Raw genomic sequence first — 19,103 nt, forward strand, 5'->3', positions numbered from 1 at the left:
ACTGCACAACCGACCTTGCAGGAGCTGAACCATGAGAGCACTGACCTTCCACGGCGCGCAGGATGTCCGGGTCGATACGGTTCCAGACCCATCGCTCCAGGCCGATGACGACGTCATCTTGCGCGTGACTGCCACGGCCATCTGCGGGTCGGACCTGCACCTGTACCACGGCAGGATTCCGCAGACCGAACCGGGCGATATCTTCGGCCATGAATTCATGGGTATCGTCGAAGAGGCAGGCCCCGGCGTTACAGACCTGAAGGTCGGGGACCGGGTAGTCATCCCTTTCGTGATTGCCTGTGGCAACTGCTTCTTCTGCCAGCACGACCTGTTCGCCGCCTGCGAAACCACCAATACCGGGCGCGGCGCCATCATCAATAAAAAAGTGATCCCGCCAGGGGCAGCCTTGTTCGGCTACAGCCACCTGTATGGCGGCATACCGGGCGGCCAGGCGGATTACGTGCGGGTACCCAAGGCCAATGTGGGGCCGTTCAAGGTGCCCACGGCGTTGCCGGACGACAAGGTGCTGTTCCTCTCCGATATCCTGCCGACGGCCTGGCAGGCTGTGACCAATGCCGAGGTAAGCCAGGGCTCGACAGTGGCCATCTACGGGGCCGGGCCTGTGGGGCTGCTGAGCGCGGCCTGTGCCCGCATGCTGGGCGCCCAGACCATCTTCATGGTCGATCACAACGACTACCGCCTGGCGTTCGCCCGCGATGCCTACGGTGTGGTGCCGATCAACTACGAACAGGATGATGACCCGGCAGACAGCATCATCCGCCTCACCCCAGGCAAGCGCGGCGTGGACGCGGCCATTGATGCGGTGGGCTTCGAAGCCAAAGGCAGCACTGCCGAGGCGGTACTCACCACCCTCAAGATCGAGGGCAGCAACGGCAAGGCCTTGCGTCAGTGCATTGCTGCCGTGCGCCGAGGTGGGGTGGTGAGCGTGCCAGGCGTGTATGCGGGGTTCATCCACGGCTTCATGTTCGGCGACGCATTCGAAAAAGGCCTTACCTTCAAGATGGGCCAGACCCACGTGCACAAATATCTGCCGGAATTGCTCGAGTACATCGAGGCAGGCCGGTTGCAGCCGGAACAGATCGTTACCCACCGCATGGCGCTCGAAGAGGCCACCCTGGCGTACAAGCTGTTCGACCAGAAAAAAGACGATTGCCGCAAGGTGATTCTGGTGCCTGGTGCGGCGGCGAGCGTATCGGCGAGCGGCATGTCGGCTTGATCGAAGGGTTGGCTGACCGGGGCCGCCTGTCGGCCCCAACCATTACCAGAAACTACAGGCTGAGGGTGTTGAGCGCCTTGATGAGCGCATCAAGCGTGAACGGCTTGCTCAACACCGCCCCCGCCTGCCCCGGCCAGCCTACGGTTGCAGGCTCGGTCGGGGCATAGCCAGTCATGAACAACACCGGCAGCCCTGGCCGTGCAGCCCGGGCCGCTTCGACCATTTTTCTACCATCCAGCCCACCCGGCAGGCCCACGTCCGTGATCAGCACATCGATGCGCGTGTCAGAGCGCAGCAACTGCAAACCTGCCAGGCTGTCTGCTGCTTCGATGACCACATACCCCAGCCCATTGAGGATCTCGCTCACGTACATGCGCACCGAGGCTTCATCATCCACCACCAGCGCCGTGTGCCCGGGCACTGCGCGGTGGCTGGTGGCGCTGGGCGGCGGTGCCATGGCCACATGGCCCGGCTCCCCATGGCTGGGCAACTGCAGGTAAACCCGGGTACCCACCCCCTCGGTGGACTCGATGCGCACCTGCCCGCCACTCTGTTTGGCAAAGCCATACACCATCGACAGGCCCAAGCCCGTACCCGCCCCTACGGGCTTGGTGGTGAAAAACGGCTCGAAGGCCTTGGCCAGGGTGTCCGGGGCCATGCCTGTACCCCCATCGGCCACGCAGATGCACAGGTAGTCGCCACCCTGCAACTCAGGGTCGGCACCGTCTTCTAGATGCTGGTCTTCAGTATGAATACTGATACAACCCGCGCCGGCGAGTGCGTCACGGGCATTGATGCACAAGTTGACCAGTACGTTCTCAAGCTGGGCCGGGTCTACCAGGCAAGTGCTGGCCAAGGCCTCAAGGCGCACCTCGAGCGTGATCGAAGGCCCCACAGTACGGCGGATCAACTCCTCCATACCGCCAATCAATGCATGCACATCGGTTTCCACCGGCAGCAACGTTTGCCTGCGGGCGAATGCCAGCAGCCGGTGAGTCAGTGCCGCTGCCTTGCGGGTAGCACCATGGGCCACGGTCAGGTAACGCTCGACATCGTCCATACGCCCTTGCCCCAAACGCGCGCGGATCAAGTCGAGGCTTCCCGAGATACCTGCCAGCAGGTTGTTGAAGTCATGGGCGATCCCGCCCGTCAACTGCCCCACTGCCTCCATCTTCTGCGCCTGGCGCAGGGCTGCTTCAGCTTCTTCACGCTCGGCCACCGCCTGACTGATGCGTGCTTCGAGCGTGCGGTTGAGCTCCAGCAACTGGGCCTCGGCCTGCTTGCGGGCCGTGACATCAATGGACGAACCAATCAGCCCGATCACCTCGCCATCGTCGCCAAGCAGGGGCGCTTTCAACGACAGCCAATAGGTGGCAGAGCCATCAGGCATATCCACGCGCTCCTCGACCTCCACGGCCTTGCCGGCTGCCATGACGCGCTGATCGGTTTCCATCACCTGCTGCGCCTGCTGCTTGTCTTCGAGGAACTCCAGGTCGGTCTTGCCGATGTAGTACTCAGGTGGCTTGCCGATCAGCACGGTGGTGCCATGGTTGGCTACCAGCATCCGCCCCTGGCGGTCCTTGGCATACACCACACCCGGCACCGCAGCCGTGAAGGTGCGCAGCATGGCCATGACCCGGTCGCGCTCGGCCTGGGCGGCGCGGCGTGACTCGATGTTCATCAGCACACCCGGGAAGCGCACCGGCGCCCCCTCCCCGTTCAACTCAACCCGCCCGCTGGCCTCTACCCAGCGGTAGCAACCATCGTCATGACGTACGCGGTACTCGCAGCGAAACGCACCGCCGCAGGCCATGGCGGCCTGAATGGCATCGGCCACATGCTCACGGTCTTCGGGGTAGATGGAGTCGAATGCCTCGACCAACGGCATACCCGCCAGGCACTTGGCAAGTGGCAAGCCGAACGAGTGGGAAAAGCGCTCGTCAGCGGTTACCCGGTCGTTGGTGATGTCCCACACCCAAGTACCGATGATTGCGCCCGCGCTAAGCGCAAGCTGCAGCCGCTCGGCCGTCTGAGCAGCGTCATCCTGGCCCCTGGCAGCGCTGCCAGCGGGTTGTTGTTCCATGAGTCGACCTCGAACATCGTGAAGGGTCAGCACAGCCAGGGCGCCACGGCCCGCGTGCTGCAGGTGCACATGATGGGCATGACACACGGGGGTTGAAAAGGGCTTGGCGCTAAGCCAGCTGAATAAACAGGGCGTATGCGCCCAGCAGCACCCAGCAGGCGAGGAAAATCCACGGTGTACGCAGTGAGAACAACAGCGATTTACGATGCCCGGCTCGGGAGGTTTCCGCCTCACTGAACAGTGGAGACTCATCGTAGGCCAGGCCCATCATGGGCTCGCTGCGCAGTAAATGGCTTTGCTTAAGCTGCCAGTGTTCGATGATCTTGAACGCTGCGCGAATACCCGGCCACGCATTAAGTGAGCTGAGCACACCGAGCAGTGCCAGAAACGGAGGAACGACCAGGGTAAACATCTCACCCCAGCTTTCGTTCAGGTTACCCATTGCCGAGACAAACGCGATGACCAGAAATGACTGAGCCGCCAAGTACGCATCTGTCCGGTTAGCGAGGATACTGGTTTCGTACTGGATTTCCTGCCTGTAAAAATCCAGCCGCTCCTTGGGGGAGCCGAACATGCGCGCGTTTTGCTCCTCCAGATCAGTCTCAGGCGTAGCCGGGGTGATAATACGTGGCACGTTACAGCTCCTTGGTGTGCTGGCGACTCATTACTGTTTACGTGCTTTCCGGGGTGTTTCCCGGGCGGCTTTCTGCGCTGTTGAATCCTGCGAGGTACCGGTTGAACCCTCAGGGCGGTGAGCATCGTTGTCGCGCTCCTGCTCACCGTTGGTTTTGGCCAGATCCGCGCCCTTGCGTTGCTCGTCACGTAGCTTGCTCATACTGCCACCTCAACCTTTGCTGTGTTCCGGCGAGGAGGGCCCGGTGCCGCGCTTTATGCCACGCGGGCCCCACACACCCCATATCCCCAGGCCGATAACCGGGAGCGCCAGCAGTACGAGTGCCCACAGCGCCTTGGTGGTGTCTGCCTTGTCACTGCGAAACACGCTGACGATGGCCCACAGGTCCACCAGAAGAATGATCACCGCCACGGCAATCCAGAAGTAGGTCACAGGCTCAGTCATGATCACGCCCTCAGTTGGCGGCCAGCGATCCCGACCTCCTATGTAGAGGAAGCCCATGCGCACCCTGAAGTTCAGCCTGGTTCCTCCAAGGTGGACGGGTGGGCGTGGATGCACTGGATCAAACCCGCTTGCGAACCGCCCCTGAAATGCACAACGCGCATGCGATGACTTTCACGAAGCGGTACAAGAGCCTGCTCCCTCTCCTGTCGCGTGAAGCACCTGTGCGCCCTGCGCGACCGTGAACAGAATATTTCATTAAGCATTTCAGGATGTGTCCAGCATACTCGAGGCGATTGATCGCTCAACAACAATAGATTTGTGCTGGAGAACCGTGTATGCCTGCTTCCCCTCCCGCCCGGTCCAAAGCCGCGGCGGTTTTACGTGTCACATCTGGTAACTTCCTCGAACAATTTGACTTCTTCCTGTTCGGTTTCTACGCCACCCAAATCGCCTCAGCTTTCTTCCCAGCCTCCAGCGAATTTGCCTCGCTGATGATGACCTTCGCCGTGTTTGGCGCCGGTTTCCTCATGCGTCCATTGGGGGCAGTGATTCTGGGTGCTTACATCGACGATGTTGGCCGCCGCAAAGGTCTCATCGTCACGCTGTCCATCATGGCCAGTGGCACGTTGCTTATCGTCCTGGTCCCTGGCTTCGCCACGATAGGCTATTGGGCACCCGCGCTTGTGCTGCTTGGCCGCTTGTTGCAAGGCTTCTCCGCCGGTGCTGAATTGGGCGGTGTGTCGGTCTATCTAGCTGAAATGGCTACACCGGGTCGCAAAGGGTTCTACACCAGCTGGCAATCCGGCAGCCAACAGGTCGCCATCGTGGTCGCTGCTGCGTTGGGTTACGGACTGAACCAAAGTCTGGCGCCGACCGAGATCAGCGAGTGGGGCTGGCGAATTCCATTTGCCGTTGCCTGCCTAATCATCCCGTTCATCTTTTTCTTGCGCCGTAACCTGCAAGAAACCGAAGCGTTCGAGAAGCGTCAGCATCGCCCGACCATGAAGCAGGTGATCGCCACCCTCGGCCGCAACTCATCGCTAGTCGTCGCGGGCATGCTGATGGTCGCCATGACCACCAGTACCTTTTACCTGATCACCGTGTACGCTCCTACCTTTGGTAAGACTGTACTGAACCTGAGCACCACCGACGCGTTGCTGGTGACGCTTCTGGTAGGCGTGTCCAACTTTATCTGGTTACCAATCGGTGGCACGCTCAGCGACCGCTTCGGTCGTAAACCGATGCTGATTGCCATGACCGTGCTCACCTTGTTCACCGCCTACCCGGCAATGTCTTACCTTGCCCAGGCGGCAAGCTTCGCGCACATGCTTGAGGTACTGCTGTGGTTCTCGTTCCTCTATGCGATGTACAACGGTGCAATGATCCCGGCGCTCACGGAAATCATGCCTGCCGAAGTGAAGGTAGCGGGCTTCTCCCTGGCCTACAGCTTGGCTACGGCCCTGTTCGGCGGGTTCACGCCGGCCATGTCGACCTGGTTGATCCATGAAACCGGTGACAAGGCTGCGCCTGCTTACTGGGTCGCGTTCGCTGCACTGTGTGCGCTGTGCTCGACGGTGGTGTTGTATCGCCGAATGGCAAGGAAGGGCCGGGCTCCGATTTGAACCATTATGAGCCCTGAGGCGCCAAGGCCCGTGTCACTGGAAGAGCCGAGAATCCGCGCGTTGGTGGAGCGTCGCAACCGCGAAATCGTCGCCGGCCAAGCTGCCAGTTACGGGGTCGGCGCCGAAATCGATTACCAGTTGCTGGCCCCGGTGCTGGTCAACAGCGAAGCCGATACCGAACGCTTGCGCACCGTGGTCGAGGCGGTACTGGGCGCTGAAAACGTGTCTTCGAACAGCTTTCACCCATGCGCTGGCAACCTCTGCCCCGCGCCCACCATCTGGGCCCACCATCTGGGCCCACCATCTGGGCCCGCATGGCAAAGCGCTACGAACCCTCCGACGCACCGTGGGAATCGATCAAGTTACGCGGTGAGCGCGCGTAACCCGCACCTACAATCCTCATTTGCTAACAGCAAACTTTTTCATGTCCACCGCAGGCGCCACGAATTCAGGGCCTGTGCCAGACAACCGCCATTTCACATTGGCCAAGCCATACCGCTCAGCCATCGGGCGGCTGACTTTCTTGATGGTGTGCTGCCCAAACCGGGGAATGATCCCGACTCCGGCATCGCAACTCGCCCAATGCCAAGCTTCGCTATTATCCATGCGCTCAAGGCGAATGATGAACGTGCGGAAGTCCCCGTGAAGCTCATACTCGATCACATACAGTTGCTGCCCTGCCATTGGACTCTTCTCCATCAAACCCAGCCTAATGGAGCGAACAGCCGAGCAAAAGATTCCATTTATTTTGACTCATTGGTCATGCCTGTGGCTTTGCGTCTGAAGCCCAGAACTCTTCGCACAACCATCCAGTCCCAGCACTACGACTGACGTTGGAGCTTGCCTGTGGACGACGATACGAAAAGCCTGACGCAACAAGGGGAACCCCAGCGCGATGCCGGGGGCTGGCTTTTGCTGGAACACTACGCAGCACTTGGCGACGGGCGCTCAGTGGCCCTGGTCGGCCTGGACGGCTCCATCGATTGGTGGTGCGTGCCGCACATGGACTCACCGCCCTTGTTCGACAGGTTGCTGGCGCCGACCACCGGGGGCCACTTTGCCATTACCCCAAGCCAGCCCTATGTGGCTGAGCGGCGCTACCGGCCGGGCAGTAATGTGCTGGAAACCGACTACATCACCAACAGCGGCAGGGCCAGGCTGACTGAGTCGCTTAACAGCGGCCCGGCCGGGCGGCTGCCCTGGGCGGAACTGGCCAGGCGAATCGAAGGCATCGAAGGCTCGGTGGCATTCCACGTGGCCATCGATTTCGGCACCCAGGCCGATACTGTCAGCCCCTATCTTTCGCCCAACGATAATGGCTGCGTATTCCATGCCGGGCACATTCTGGGCATGTTCCTGCACGATGACCGGGTGGATGTACAGCGCAAGGATGACCTCGGCGTGCGAGGCACCGTGGAGATCACGGCTGGCCAGCGGACGGTGCTCGGCCTTATCGCCGGTTACGACGAGCCGCTGGTGGTGCCTGCGCTGAGTCTGGTGGATGCCCGCATCGATGGCTCTGACCGGGAGTGGCGGCAATGGTCCCAGGGCCTGGATTACCAGGGCCCCTACGAAGCGGTAGTGGTACGCAATGCGCTGGCGCTGAAACTGCTGCTGTCATCGCCCAGTGGGTCGATCATGGCGGCGGCGACCACATCGCTGCCAGAGCGTATCGGCGGCTTCAAGAACTACGATTATCGCTTCGCCTGGATACGGGACGCCGGTTACACCATCGAGGCGTTCCTGGGCATTGGTGCCCAGCCTGAAGCCAAGGCTGCCTATACCTGGTTGCTGCGTCGGCTGGACGAGCATGGCGCACGTGTCTTTTACACTCTCGACGGGCACGTCGGTGACGGCATCCACCCCATAGACCTACCCGGTTACAAGCAATCGCCGCCTGTAGTGGGCAATGACGCACACAATCAACTGCAACACGGCGTGTTTGGCGACATTTTCGAGACCACCAGCTGCTTTATTCAATGCGGCAATATCCTCGACAACGTCAGCGCAGCGCTGCTGGCGCGCCTGGCCGACGACTGTGCAGACTGTTGGCGCCAGCCCGATTCCGGTATCTGGGAGCTGCATGAGGTACGGCACTACACCTTGTCCAAGATCAGTTGCTGGCAGGCCCTTAGCCGCGCCATCGAGCTGGCCGACGGCGGGCATCTGCCCACCACCTGCCGGGAACGCTGGGTACGCGAGCGGGGTCGCATCCAGGAGTGGGTAGAAAGCCATTGCTGGAGCGAGCGGCTGCAGGCTTATGTGTTTTACCCCGGCAGTGAACGCCTTGACGCAGGCATTGCGCTAGCCGTGCGTTTTGGCTACCCGCAGCGAGAGCGCCTGCGCAGCACCCTGCATGCGGTACAGCAGTCTCTGGGCACTGGCCCCTTCCACTATCGCTACAGCGGGGCCAGTGACGAGGAGGGCTGCTTCCTCGCCTGCTCGTTCTGGTTGGTGGAAGCCTGGGTGCTGCTTGGCCATGAGACTGAAGCGCAAAAGGCCTTTCACGCGGCACTGGAGGGCCTCGGCCACGGCGCAGGCATCTACTCGGAAATGGTAGACCCCGACTCGGGCAACTACCTGGGTAACCTGCCACAAGGGCTGACACATCTGGCGGCACTGCGCGCAGCCCTGGCGCTGAGCGGTCGACGCCCACCCTGCTGAAAACCCCGCCTGCGCGCCAAACGTGGCGCGCAGGCGGCTGATTATTCGGTGGGCGATTCGGTATCCACCATCGGCGGCACTTCGGCGAGCGGGAAGGCCCTGTGCTGTTCGCGGCGGCGAGCGTGCTGGCGGGCCGGCAGGGGTTCGAGCTGCTGCGGCTGCCCCGTCTGCAATGCCCGTTCGATGGCCGCGATCACGCGCACGTCGCGCAGCCCCTCTACCCCGTCCGGCTCCGGCGCCTGGTCGCGCAGTATACAGTCGGAGAAGTAGGCGGTTTCACCTGCAAACTGGTCCACGACCGGGTTCACATGCACGCGGGTTTCGCCGTCGATTGTCGCCCGGTAGCTGATCGCCACCCCCTCGCCGTAGCCGAAGCACGGTGAGGCCTCGATTTCCCCTTTGCTGCCCAGCAACTGGAAACGCTCGGCGTCTGGCAGCGTGTAGCTCACCGTGAACTGTGCCAGACGCTCGTCCGGAAAGCGCAGGCTAACGGTGACGGTGTCCCAGGTGTTCACAGCGCTACCCGGTGACTGCACACCGATTGCCGCCACCTCGATGGGCTCGGCGTTGAACAGCTGGCGCACCATGTTCAGCGGGTAAGGGCCCATATCTGGCACTGGCCCTGCGGCAAAGCCATTCTGGGCACGGTGGTTACTGGGTTTGACCCGCTGCGTGAAAATCGAGGTAAACAGCCTGGGGTCGCCGAAATCGCCTTTGTGCACACGTTCGATCATGTCCAAGGTGCCGGGCTCGCAGTGCAGCCGGTAAGCGACCATCAGCTTGGCGCCTGTGCGCGCTGAGGCATCGATCATCGCCTGGCAGTCTGCTTCGCTGGTACCCATGGGTTTCTCCAGCAGTACGTGGATGCCCGCCTCAAGAGCCGGGATCACGAACTCACGGTGGCGGAAGTTCGGCGTTGCGATATAGAGGGCGTCGACTTCGCCGGCCGCCAGCAGTGCCGGATACTCCTCGTAGGCATAGGTACGCAGCCCATACCGTTCGCCGAGTTGCCGGGCTTTTTCGGGGTCACCCGTCACCAGCGCGGTGATCACCGAGTTATCGGTCTGGCCGACCCCCGGCATGAATGCACCCTGGGAAATAGAGCCGCCGGCAACCACGCCGTAGCGAATCTTTTTGGGTGTATCAGGCATGACAGTCCTCCTCGTTATTGCGATCAGGTGGGTTGCGTACTGCAGACCAATCGCCCGCCTAGCGGCCCACCTTTTTTTCCACATCCTGCAACCGGCGCTCGATGGCCTCGGTTTGCGCTTCCTGTTCCTTGATCGAGGTTGGGGTGATCACTTTGTCGACCACCTCGGTATCGGGGTCGGGGCGCTGGAGTATCGGGTCTGGGACCTGTTCACCTTGTTGCGCCTCTTCAGAGGACAGTGGACGCGGTACCTTGTCGCCAACATGGGGGTGGTTGTCTTTCATCAGGCATCTCCAGAGTGAAGGGTGTCTTTCAGAAGAGCGCAGAGAACCGCGATAGTTTTATCTTTCTGAACAGTTGGTTTTGTTGAACAGGCACAACGCTGGGCGGCTACCTGGCGCATTCAGTCGGCTTTGCCCCAAGCAGCGCTGTTACTTTTGCCGCCATGCGTGTAAATTCCCGCATGATTTGGCCACTGCGCTGTGGCCCAGGCAATGTGGCTGTGCACTACCCCTCCATGCCAAGAACTGTTGTCTATCTCCCCACCTGCCTTATGCCGGATGCACCCCATGCCCGAATTGTCGACTGACGAAATCATTCGTGCCGCCTTGCAGATCTCCCACACACGCTTACGCAAACAGCATGAACTGGTGGTCGGTTTTGGTGTGCAGTCGCTGAAGCTGACAGACCTTGATCAGCTTCTGGACCAGGCCTGTGAAATAGCCGCGAAAGGGATGGATACGCTGTTCACAAAGGTATTGCGGCCGGTGCCTGGCGAACCGCTGTTGGTGCTGGCCAATGGTGTAGGCTGGAAGGCCGCAGACATTGGTACTGCAACGGTAGGGGCCGACGAAGCCAGCCCGGCGGGTTACGCGTTCGCTACCAACCGCCCCGTCATCTCGAACCACCTGGGCGAGGAGCTGCGGTTCAGAACCCCCTCATTGCTCAGGGAGTATGGGATTGAACGTGCCATTAATGTTCCCGTCCGAGGAGTGACGGGCACGTTCGGCATCCTGGAGGCAGACAGCCGCGATGGCGACGATTTCATCGAAAGTGACGTCGTTTTCCTGGAAGGCCTGGCCAATATCATTTCCATGGCCATCGAGCGCCTTGCTGTTCAGTTCGAATCAAAAACCTCCCCGGCCTACTCAGAGAGCGTCCTCAATGCCAGCCCGGACTGCGTCAAGATCCTCTCAAGGGACGGCAGGGTGGAGTTTTTCAATGCAGCGGGCTTGTGCCGCATGCAGATTGACAGCCTGGACACCGTGTCAGGCCAGCCTTGGGTAAACCTGTGGCCGGAAGGCTCCAGGCCTGTGGTGGATAATGCACTCGCACGGGTTGCCGCGGGTGAGTCTGTACGGTTCGAATCCTTCTGCCCAACCGCCAAGGGCGAACCAAGGTGGTGGGACGTGACAGCGGCCCCCATTCTCGACCCACAAGGCCACATCGACAAGATCATTGCCGTTTCCAGGGACATCACGGAACGCCACGAGCAGGAAGCCCGGCTAGAGGCTTTGATCGACGCGCAGAACGTAAAGCTGACTGAAAAGGGTTTACACCTGGAGGAAATCCACCATCGGGTTAAAAACAGCCTGCACCTGGTTAACACCCTGTTGATTTTGCAGGCCAACCTTTCGAACGAAGAAGCCGTCCAGTCCCAGTTGCAAATCGCAGCCAACCGTGTACTCACCATCGCAACCGTCCACGAACGCCTCTATCAGAATGCCTATTGCGAGGGCGTCAGCGCGTCGGAGTACTTGAGCGGGCTGGTTGGGGATATCGGCAAGGCGTTTGCAGAGCGCAAGATCGAACTGCAGATCGAGACGTTCCAACTGTCCTCAGAACGGATGGCGCCGTTGGGGCTGGTAGTTTCGGAACTGGTTACCAACGCGCTGAAGTATGGCCGAGGCCTCATTACGGTCAACGTCACCCGCGATGGCAAAGATGCTGCAATCGTGGTCACCGATGAGGGTGACGGTTTTCCCGATTCCTACCCAAAACCCAGTGGAACGGGGTTGGGCATGCGGCTGGTGAAGAGCTATTCGGGCTATGGCGCGCAAGCTATCCGTATTGATGCTTCAGCCCCGTTCAGCACGATACGGGTGCGCTTCAAGCTCTAGCCCCGTCCCTCGGTTTTCGACAATTCGATCGAACCCATCGCACCGAATTCTGACCAAGCACTGCGAGGCATGTATTTCGCGCTGCACGCGAAGCCGTCGAAACCACAGTAGGAGGAGGCAAGCCTTTCATGAGCGATCGCATCATCACACTGTTCACCGACACCACGCTGTTCGGTATCTCCATACTCAATTTGCTACTGGCGGTCACGGTCGCCGTACTCACCTTCCTGGTATCCCGGGCGGCAATCAGTTTTCTACTGCGCCGGGTCCAGCGCTGGTCGGAGCACTCCGGGGCGCTGAGTCACGTTGTGGCGAGGGTGCTGTCGGGGACCAGCAATTCCTTGCTGTTCCTCGCTTCACTGCTGGTAGGCCTGAGCATGCTGGACCTGCCTGAACGGTGGCTTAGCCGGGTGGGCAGCCTGTGGTTCGTGGTAGCGGCCCTGCAGATCGGCTTGTGGGTGAACCGCGCCATCAGCCTGGGGCTGGACCGCTACTTCCTGCACAACGGCGCCGACGGCACCAGCCAGGGCAGTGCACTGGCGACACTGTCGGCCTGGGGCGCGCGCGTGCTGCTGTGGTCGGTGGTGCTGCTGGCCATGCTGTCCAACCTGGGGGTGAACATCACCGCGTTCGTTGCCAGCCTGGGGGTGGGCGGTATTGCCGTTGCGCTGGCCGTGCAGAACATTCTGGGCGACCTGTTCGCCTCACTGTCGATTGCCGTGGACAAGCCCTTCGAAGTGGGGGATTTCATCGTCATTGGCCCGTTGGCGGGCACTGTAGAGCATGTAGGGCTGAAAACCACCCGCATCCGCAGCCTGGGCGGTGAACAGATCGTTATGGCCAATGCCAACATGATTGGCAGCACCATCCAGAACTACAAGCGCTTGCAGGAACGGCGCATCGTGTTCGAATTTGGCCTGTCGTACGACACCCCGACCGAGGCGGTCAAACAGGCGCCCGCCATTGTCGAAGAGGCGATCAAGGCTCAGCAACAAGTGCGCTTCGATCGTGCTCATTTGCGCGGGTTCGGTAAGGAAGCGTTGGAATTCGAGTGTGTGTATATCGTCAAGGACCCGGGCTACAACCTGTACATGGACATCCAGCAGGCCATCAACTTTCAACTGCTGGAAAAATTCTCCAGCATCGGCGCCGCATTTGCCGTACCCGTGCGGGCCATCAAGGTAACTGCGCTGCCGCAGGAGACGACAGGATCTGGCAACGTGCGGGACAGGGAACAGACGCACACAGGTAACAGAGAGCGCGCGGCTTCATTCACGGCAAGGTGACAGGAACGCCGGGGCGGCACTGGCCGCCTCGGCCGCGCACCTCAGTTTCAGCGCTGATCATCCTTCATCTGGCCACCTTGCTGGCCGGCGTGCCCGCCCTGCCGGCCGATTTCCTCGTCATCCATCTCTGCGGTGCCTGCGGCCCCCCCTGCGCCGGTCCCCACTCCACCCTGACGGCCTTGGTCAGAATCGGGTTTGGGGGTCTTCGTGACGTCCGGACCGGGCATCTGCCCGCCTTGATGGCCAGTGTCGGGGCTACGATCACGGTCTTGGTCGGTGCCATGAGTGTCTGCCTTGCCGCCCTGAGTGCCTGGCATGTCTTGATTGTTAGCCATGGTGATACACCTCATATCTGCTACACAGATAAGCCTGTGTACACGTAGGACTGAGCGACGTTGCATTCAGCCGGCTTTTTTCACGCAATCCAGACCAAACGCATGAAGCACTCGCACGCGATATGCCTATGCACCAGCGCCCGTTGCGCTGGCTTAAAGGCCCCAGTTAATCCACGCTCCAATCGCTAAGAACGCAAGAGAGCGCTGGCTCAGGCCTGGACCTGGCGCTCGGCGAACCGAATGCTGTCCCGCCCACCACGCTTGGACTGATACAACGCCACATCGCCCTGCTCGATCAGCGCCGCCAGGCTCACCGGCGCCTGGTCGAACACATTGGCCCCGATACTCAACGTCACCGCCTCTGTTGTAGGGACGGTCACACGCGCGTATTGCTGGAACTGCTCGCGCAGCATTCCCCCCAGCTCCAGCACCCGTTCGTTACTCGCCCCACTCAGCAAAATGACGAACTCATCCCCCCCAAGCCGCGCCGCCAACGAGCGCTCCGGGAGCACCGCACGGATCATCTCACTCAGGGCCACCAGTAACCGGTCCCCTGCGATGTGCCCATGCAGGTCATTGACCAACTTGAAGTTGTCAATATCGATCAACAGCAAAGCCCCAGGCCGCACGGCGCTTACATCCTTGAAAAATGGCCCTGCCCTCACCTCCAGCGCACGCCGATTATAGAGCGCAGTGAGTGGATCACGCGCCGCCAGCCGGGCAATCCGCTCTTCGCGGCGGTAGCGCACCGTACCGGTCATGGACAAGGCAATCAGCATGATCGCCATGGCCCCTTCCACCAGCGAGACCTGGATGATCAGCCCACCGAAGTTGGCCAGGTCTATCAACGTTCCTGGCGCAATGGCGATGATGGCCTTGATCACGTAGAACAAACCATGAATCAGCAGCACATAGCGCAACTGCACAGCCCCTACGCTCAGCGACTGGCCATGGGGTTGCAACAGTGAACTGGCCTTGAGCGTGAGCGACGCCACCAGCAACGAGTTGGCCATCAGCATCACCTTCGACCACTCCGGCCCGGCCGGCAGCATCAGCAACGCGAACCAGATCACCACGATCACCAGCCATGCCCGTGACACGCGGTCTTGGGTAAAGCGCAACACCCCCAGCAAAAACAACCCGTGGGCCACCACCAGCAAGCCGTTGGCGAACCAGATACCAATGAACAACAGGCCGATGCCACGCATCAAGGCGAGGGTGCAGCCAACCGTGATGGTGGCGAAGCCAGCGCTCCAGTACAGCAATGATTGCTCGCGAACGCTGCGCCACTCGATGGCCAGGTAAAGCGCCGCCGCCGCAGCCAGGGCGATGGAAATGGTGAGCATGGTCGGTGGATCAAGCGCCATGAAAGGTGTAGCCCGTGTGAGTGGTCATGAAAGCGGCGATTGTATGCGCTCTGGATGGCTTTTCAGAGGGGGCCACCGGGTTGCACGCAAAGGTTTTTCGCGATTCTAGGCACCTTTCGGGGTGTTGACATGGCTATTTGCTATCAACCGGACGAACGCCTCGTTCTCGATCGGTCGGCTTAACAGAAAACCCTGCACTTCATGGCACTGATCGTCCCGCAACATGGCCAACTGCTCCGGCGTTTCCACCCCTTCGGCCGTGACTGTCATGCCCATTGCGTTACCCAGGTTGATGATTGCCTGCACCACGCTGCGATCGCTGCTGCGCTTGCCCAGCGCCTGGATGAAGCGCTTGTCGATCTTGATGCTGTCGAACGGGTAAGTACGCAAGTAGCCCAAGGATGAATAACCCGTACCAAAGTCATCCATGTTCAGACGTACGCCCAGCTCCTTCAGCGCATTCATGGTGTGCAGGGCGCCTTCCACGTCGTTGAGCATCACGTTCTCGGTGATTTCCAGCTCCAGGCGGTGCGCCGGCAGCCCGGTGCTGCGCAGCGCTTCGGCAACGTCCCGTACCACATCGCTGCGGCTGAACTGGGCGGGCGACATGTTGACCGAAACCAATATGTCCAGCGGCCAGGCTCGGGCCAGACCGCAGGCCTGATACAGTACCCAGTTGCCCAGCAGCACGATCAGGTCCGACTCCTCGGCCAACGGGATGAAGCGGTCCGGCGCTAGCAAGCCAAGGCGCGGGTGGTGCCAGCGCACCAGCGCTTCGGCGGAGGCGACGGTTACCCCATCGACCTTGAAGCGTGGCTGAAAATGCAACCTCAATTCGCCAAGCGGTATGCCTTCGCGCAGTTCCTGTTCCAGCACGCGTTTGTCTAGCAGCGCGGTGTTCATCTGCGGCGAAAAATAGCGCCAGGTGCTCTTGCCCGCCTGCTTGGCACCGTACAGGGCCACGTCGGCGAAGCGAATCAGGTCGCTGGGGGTGCCAGGGTAATCGGCAGACAGCACGACCCCCAGGCTACCTCCGACCTGCACCCGGTGCTGGTCGATCGCCATCGGCCGCCTCAGCGCCTCGATGACGCGGGCGCAGAAGCGGTCGACCTCCTCGCGTGTGCCGGGCCCTGCCAACACCAGGACGAATTTGTCGCCCCCCAGGCGTGCCACCAGGTCGGTGCCCCGGGTTACCTGGCCGAGCCGGGCGGCGACTTCGATCAGCACCGCATCCCCTGCCGGGTGGCCCAGGCTGTCGTTGATGGGTTTGAAATTGTCCAGGTCCAGCATCAACACCGCCTGGGAAGCCTTGCCGGCGTCTTCCAGAAAACGGAACAACTTGTTGCGGTTGGGCAGCCCGGTCAGGGGGTCGTGCTGGGACAGATGCTGGATACGGGCGTGGGCCGTGACCTCGTCGGTGATGTCGGTGCAGGTGCCACGAAAGCCCTTGCAGATCTTGTGTTCAATGATAGCTTTGGCGGCTACCCGGCACTCGCGCCGCTGCCCGGCCTTGTCGTGGTACTGGCAACGCAAGCTGCCCGTGGCTTCGCTGGCGCCCAGGCCATGCAGCCAGGTTTCGACATGCCCGGTTTCGCAATCGAACAGCTCGCTGACGGGCTTCTGCAACCAGTGTTCTGCAGGGTGCCCGGTCAATTCGGCAAACCGTGGGGACAAGTAGGTCAGGTGCTGCTGGGCATCGGTTTCCCATATCCAGTCGGAGGCCGCTTCGGCCACGGCCTTGAAGCGCGCCTCACTGGCCTCGAGTGCCTGCTTGGACGCCGCCAGCTGCCGGTGGCTGCGGTCGATGCCGGCGCTGGTGCGCATGGCATACCGGGCAAACAGCGCCATGATCAAGACGATGATCAGCACCGCCACGATCAAGGGGCCAAACACCGCGCGGATCAACGCGCTGCCAGGCTGCTCGATGTGCCAGGTCAGGCTGTGGCCGCTCGCCTCCAGCGGCAGGTGCCCTTTGCCTTTTGGTGGCTGGGCACCAGCAGTGACCGCAAACTCAGCCAGCCCGACAGATTGCCCGAGCTGGCCCAGAACCGCCGGCGCCAGCACCCGAATGAACACCAGCACGGTTTTAGGCGCCGGCAGGTGGTGAGGGAGCGTTGGTGGGCGAATGACTGCGGCGGTGAACAGCGCTGGCTGGCCGGCGAATACCAGGTAACCGGACGCCGGTTGCTGGCGCTGCACGGCCTCCCGGGCCTGCTGCAAGATACGGCCACTGCTGGCGCTGTACTGCTCCAGGCCCTGATCGCTGAGGCGCCCGCGAACAACGGCGTAATGTGTACCGTCGTCATCGAGAACGAATACGCCCTCATAGCCGTCCTCGGTAAACAGCGTTGCGCCGACGTTGTCTTCCTCGAACGCCCAATGGGTGTCTACTGCCACCACAAGGTGCTCGTAGGCCGCTTGCCAGGCCGCATGGGTCCACAGGTAGCTGCGCTCGCTTTTCTGCAACTGCACCAGCGCAGATTCGGCGTGGAAGCGGCTTTGCACCAGCTCCCGCTCGTCCAGCCCCTGTGCGATGCGGTACAGCGACACCATGCCCAGCACCAGGGCCAGCAGCAGCAGGCCGGAAAACGCCAGGATCAGCTGGCGAACCACGTGACTGCGCGGCGAATCATTGCCAAACGTTGCTTCCATTCCGTGAGCGCCTTTAGCCGAAGTCCACAGGGTTGACTCACAGCCCATCACGTTGATCGCAACAACTGACCACCGGCCTTCGCACTAGCACCCTGGCTGGCCGCTAAAGCACCCGCTTGATCAACGGTTCCAACCGGCTATAGCGTAGCCTGCGCAGCAATTTGCGCACGGGCTTGGGGTGATCGGCCTTGACACCCAGTTCATCTGCCGACCCGATAGCGGGGGCGAACCGGCGCAGTGCGGCCAGTTCCGCCTCCCGCGGCGCCAGCCATTGCTGCTGCGGGTCGTCGATCAGCAGGCCGTTTTCCAGGTCCAGGTTGAAGCCACGCGGGTTCAGGTTGTTGCCGGTCAGCAATGAGTAGCGTTGGTCTACCCACATGCCCTTGGCATGGAAGGTATGCCCGGGGTCGTTCCAGATGCGGATCTGCAAGTGCCCACTGGCCAGGTACACGTGCCGGCGGCGGGCGAAGGCCCGCAGGTTGTCTTCATACAGGTAAGGCAACGCACCGCTGGCGCTGAACGGCTCCCCCGGGGCGATGTAGAAATCGTTGGCCGTGCGGTCGCCCACGATCAGCTCCACCTCGACGCCCCGCGCCAGGGCCTGGTCAATTTCCCGCATCACCGCCCTGGGCGGGTTGAAATACGGGGTGCAGATGACGATGCGCTGCTGCGCCACGGCCAGCAACGCACACACCGTACGGTTCAAGGTATTACCCCGGCCTACGCCAAGCAGCGGTATAACCCGCATGCCCTGCCCCGGGCGACTGGGTACAGCCTCATACACCAGCCGCCGAAGCCGCGCCCGCAGGCGTCGGATGTCGCTGCGCAGGCTGCCTGTGGCGGGCGGCTCGGGCAGGTCCAGACGCGGTGTGGCCACAGGGTGCAGCAGGCGCTGCACCAGGCCGGCCATGGCATCGGCAAGGGCCGGCGACTGGAAAACGTGATAACGGTCCAGGCGATAGCGGTCAAAGTGGTGCAGGTAGACGTTATTCAGGCTGGCGCCGGTGTACAGCACACAGTCGTCGATGATGCTGCCCTTGAGGTGCAACACCCCGAACAGCTCACGGGTTTGCACCGGCACGCCGTAAATCGGTACGTCCAGGCCCTGCAACTGGCGCTGGGCCTGATACCAGGCGGCATTGCCGGGTTGCCGCCCAGCACCCAGCAGGCCGCGCCGGGCGCGGAACCAGTCGACCACCACGATGATGTCCAACGCTGGCCTGGCGGCCTTGGCCCGGTACAGTGCATCGAGTACTGCCTGCCCCGCCTCGTCCTGCTGCAGGTACAGCGCCACGATGACAATGCGCCGCTCAGCGGCGGCGATACGCGCCAGCAGGCAGTCACGGTAGGCCCTTGCATCGGGCAGCACCTGTATCGCGTCGGGGGTTAGCGCTATGCCGGAGAGGGCATCCAAAAAGGTTTCGGGGTTCACGTGCGGTCATCTTCGCGGCCAACTGTGCCCCCAGCTTGCACAGGAATCGCGTAACGGTCCACCCCGCGTGGGTGAGG

The 19,103-nt window shown here is 61.6% G+C and carries 16 protein-coding genes; 5 read left to right on the forward strand and 11 right to left on the reverse strand.

Annotated features, from left to right (window positions below; genetic code table 11):
• Positions 1 to 31: 31 nt before the first annotated feature.
• Entirely contained in the window at positions 32 to 1,237 is a 1,206-nt protein-coding gene (locus tag IAE33_RS08825; protein ID WP_201163205.1) for a zinc-dependent alcohol dehydrogenase, read from the forward strand.
• A 52-nt stretch (positions 1,238 to 1,289) separates the two neighbouring features.
• Here the strand turns inward: IAE33_RS08825 and IAE33_RS08830 are convergent, their stop codons facing one another.
• From IAE33_RS08830 to IAE33_RS08845, 4 genes are all read right to left on the reverse strand, one after another.
• A complete protein-coding gene (locus IAE33_RS08830) occupies positions 1,290 to 3,320 on the reverse strand; it encodes a hybrid sensor histidine kinase/response regulator (protein WP_201163206.1) in 2,031 nt (676 codons plus the stop codon).
• A 109-nt stretch (positions 3,321 to 3,429) separates the two neighbouring features.
• Positions 3,430 to 3,954, reverse strand: a complete 525-nt coding sequence (locus IAE33_RS08835; protein WP_201163207.1) for a hypothetical protein — start codon at positions 3,952 to 3,954, stop codon at positions 3,430 to 3,432.
• A 30-nt stretch (positions 3,955 to 3,984) separates the two neighbouring features.
• Complete coding sequence (locus IAE33_RS08840; protein WP_201163208.1) at positions 3,985 to 4,155, reverse strand: hypothetical protein; 171 nt, start codon at positions 4,153 to 4,155, stop codon at positions 3,985 to 3,987.
• A 9-nt stretch (positions 4,156 to 4,164) separates the two neighbouring features.
• Entirely contained in the window at positions 4,165 to 4,398 is a 234-nt protein-coding gene (locus IAE33_RS08845; RefSeq protein WP_201163209.1) for a PLDc N-terminal domain-containing protein, read from the reverse strand.
• A 335-nt stretch (positions 4,399 to 4,733) separates the two neighbouring features.
• On the opposite strand from IAE33_RS08845, the gene IAE33_RS08850 reads away from it, so the two are divergent.
• Positions 4,734 to 6,020, forward strand: coding sequence for an MFS transporter (locus tag IAE33_RS08850; RefSeq protein WP_201163210.1), 1,287 nt, complete (start codon positions 4,734 to 4,736; stop codon positions 6,018 to 6,020).
• A gap of 399 nt (positions 6,021 to 6,419) precedes the next feature.
• Here the strand turns inward: IAE33_RS08850 and IAE33_RS24550 are convergent, their stop codons facing one another.
• Positions 6,420 to 6,704, reverse strand: a complete 285-nt coding sequence (locus IAE33_RS24550) for a DUF6555 family protein (protein ID WP_201218392.1) — start codon at positions 6,702 to 6,704, stop codon at positions 6,420 to 6,422.
• A gap of 228 nt (positions 6,705 to 6,932) precedes the next feature.
• Between IAE33_RS24550 and IAE33_RS08860 the strand changes: the two genes are divergently transcribed.
• Positions 6,933 to 8,684 (forward strand): glycoside hydrolase family 15 protein, encoded by a 1,752-nt coding sequence (locus IAE33_RS08860; protein WP_236406317.1) that lies wholly within the window; start codon positions 6,933 to 6,935, stop codon positions 8,682 to 8,684.
• Positions 8,685 to 8,725: 41 nt separating this feature from the next.
• Here IAE33_RS08860 and IAE33_RS08865 read toward each other — a convergent pair whose 3' ends face one another.
• Both IAE33_RS08865 and IAE33_RS08870 read right to left on the reverse strand, forming a co-directional pair.
• Entirely contained in the window at positions 8,726 to 9,835 is a 1,110-nt protein-coding gene (locus IAE33_RS08865) for a Gfo/Idh/MocA family protein (RefSeq protein ID WP_201163212.1), read from the reverse strand.
• Between the two features lie 58 nt (positions 9,836 to 9,893).
• A complete protein-coding gene (locus tag IAE33_RS08870) occupies positions 9,894 to 10,118 on the reverse strand; it encodes a hypothetical protein (RefSeq protein WP_201163213.1) in 225 nt (74 codons plus the stop codon).
• A gap of 285 nt (positions 10,119 to 10,403) precedes the next feature.
• Here IAE33_RS08870 and IAE33_RS08875 point away from each other — a divergent pair, with 285 nt between their 5' ends.
• Entirely contained in the window at positions 10,404 to 11,954 is a 1,551-nt protein-coding gene (locus tag IAE33_RS08875) for a sensor histidine kinase (protein WP_201163214.1), read from the forward strand.
• Between the two features lie 128 nt (positions 11,955 to 12,082).
• The gene (locus IAE33_RS08880; RefSeq protein ID WP_201163215.1) at positions 12,083 to 13,240 is read left to right on the forward strand and encodes a mechanosensitive ion channel family protein; all 1,158 of its coding nucleotides are present in this window, start codon (positions 12,083 to 12,085) and stop codon (positions 13,238 to 13,240) included.
• Between the two features lie 47 nt (positions 13,241 to 13,287).
• Here IAE33_RS08880 and IAE33_RS08885 read toward each other — a convergent pair whose 3' ends face one another.
• The 4 genes from IAE33_RS08885 to pssA form a co-directional block, all read right to left on the reverse strand.
• Complete coding sequence (locus IAE33_RS08885; RefSeq protein ID WP_201163216.1) at positions 13,288 to 13,575, reverse strand: hypothetical protein; 288 nt, start codon at positions 13,573 to 13,575, stop codon at positions 13,288 to 13,290.
• A gap of 209 nt (positions 13,576 to 13,784) precedes the next feature.
• Positions 13,785 to 14,942 carry a GGDEF domain-containing protein gene (locus IAE33_RS08890; RefSeq protein ID WP_201163217.1) on the reverse strand — a complete coding sequence of 386 codons (1,158 nt, stop codon included), beginning with the start codon at positions 14,940 to 14,942 and terminating at the stop codon, positions 13,785 to 13,787.
• Positions 14,943 to 15,047: 105 nt separating this feature from the next.
• A complete protein-coding gene (locus IAE33_RS08895; protein ID WP_201163218.1) occupies positions 15,048 to 17,594 on the reverse strand; it encodes a bifunctional diguanylate cyclase/phosphodiesterase in 2,547 nt (848 codons plus the stop codon).
• A gap of 103 nt (positions 17,595 to 17,697) precedes the next feature.
• Positions 17,698 to 19,026, reverse strand: coding sequence for a CDP-diacylglycerol--serine O-phosphatidyltransferase (gene pssA, locus IAE33_RS08900; RefSeq protein ID WP_201163219.1), 1,329 nt, complete (start codon positions 19,024 to 19,026; stop codon positions 17,698 to 17,700).
• Between the last annotated feature and the right edge of the window lie 77 nt (positions 19,027 to 19,103).

Source organism: Pseudomonas sp. S60 (assembly GCF_016647865.1).
Classification (GTDB): Bacteria; Pseudomonadota; Gammaproteobacteria; order Pseudomonadales; family Pseudomonadaceae; genus Aquipseudomonas; species Aquipseudomonas parafulva.

Bases quoted from the DNA above. Each gene is read 5' to 3' on its own strand.
- IAE33_RS08825 (WP_201163205.1), top strand. From the start codon at position 32: ATGAGAGCACTGACCTTCCACGGCGCGCAGGATGTCCGGGTCGATACG.
- IAE33_RS08830 (WP_201163206.1), bottom strand. From the start codon at position 3,320: ATGGAACAACAACCCGCTGGCAGCGCTGCCAGGGGCCAGGATGACGCT.
- IAE33_RS08840 (WP_201163208.1), bottom strand. From the start codon at position 4,155: ATGAGCAAGCTACGTGACGAGCAACGCAAGGGCGCGGATCTGGCCAAA.
- IAE33_RS08845 (WP_201163209.1), bottom strand. From the start codon at position 4,398: ATGACTGAGCCTGTGACCTACTTCTGGATTGCCGTGGCGGTGATCATT.
- IAE33_RS08850 (WP_201163210.1), top strand. From the start codon at position 4,734: ATGCCTGCTTCCCCTCCCGCCCGGTCCAAAGCCGCGGCGGTTTTACGT.
- IAE33_RS24550 (WP_201218392.1), bottom strand. From the start codon at position 6,704: ATGGCAGGGCAGCAACTGTATGTGATCGAGTATGAGCTTCACGGGGAC.
- IAE33_RS08865 (WP_201163212.1), bottom strand. From the start codon at position 9,835: ATGCCTGATACACCCAAAAAGATTCGCTACGGCGTGGTTGCCGGCGGC.
- IAE33_RS08870 (WP_201163213.1), bottom strand. From the start codon at position 10,118: ATGAAAGACAACCACCCCCATGTTGGCGACAAGGTACCGCGTCCACTG.
- IAE33_RS08875 (WP_201163214.1), top strand. From the start codon at position 10,404: ATGCCCGAATTGTCGACTGACGAAATCATTCGTGCCGCCTTGCAGATC.
- IAE33_RS08880 (WP_201163215.1), top strand. From the start codon at position 12,083: ATGAGCGATCGCATCATCACACTGTTCACCGACACCACGCTGTTCGGT.
- IAE33_RS08885 (WP_201163216.1), bottom strand. From the start codon at position 13,575: ATGGCTAACAATCAAGACATGCCAGGCACTCAGGGCGGCAAGGCAGAC.
- IAE33_RS08890 (WP_201163217.1), bottom strand. From the start codon at position 14,942: ATGGCGCTTGATCCACCGACCATGCTCACCATTTCCATCGCCCTGGCT.
- IAE33_RS08895 (WP_201163218.1), bottom strand. From the start codon at position 17,594: ATGGAAGCAACGTTTGGCAATGATTCGCCGCGCAGTCACGTGGTTCGC.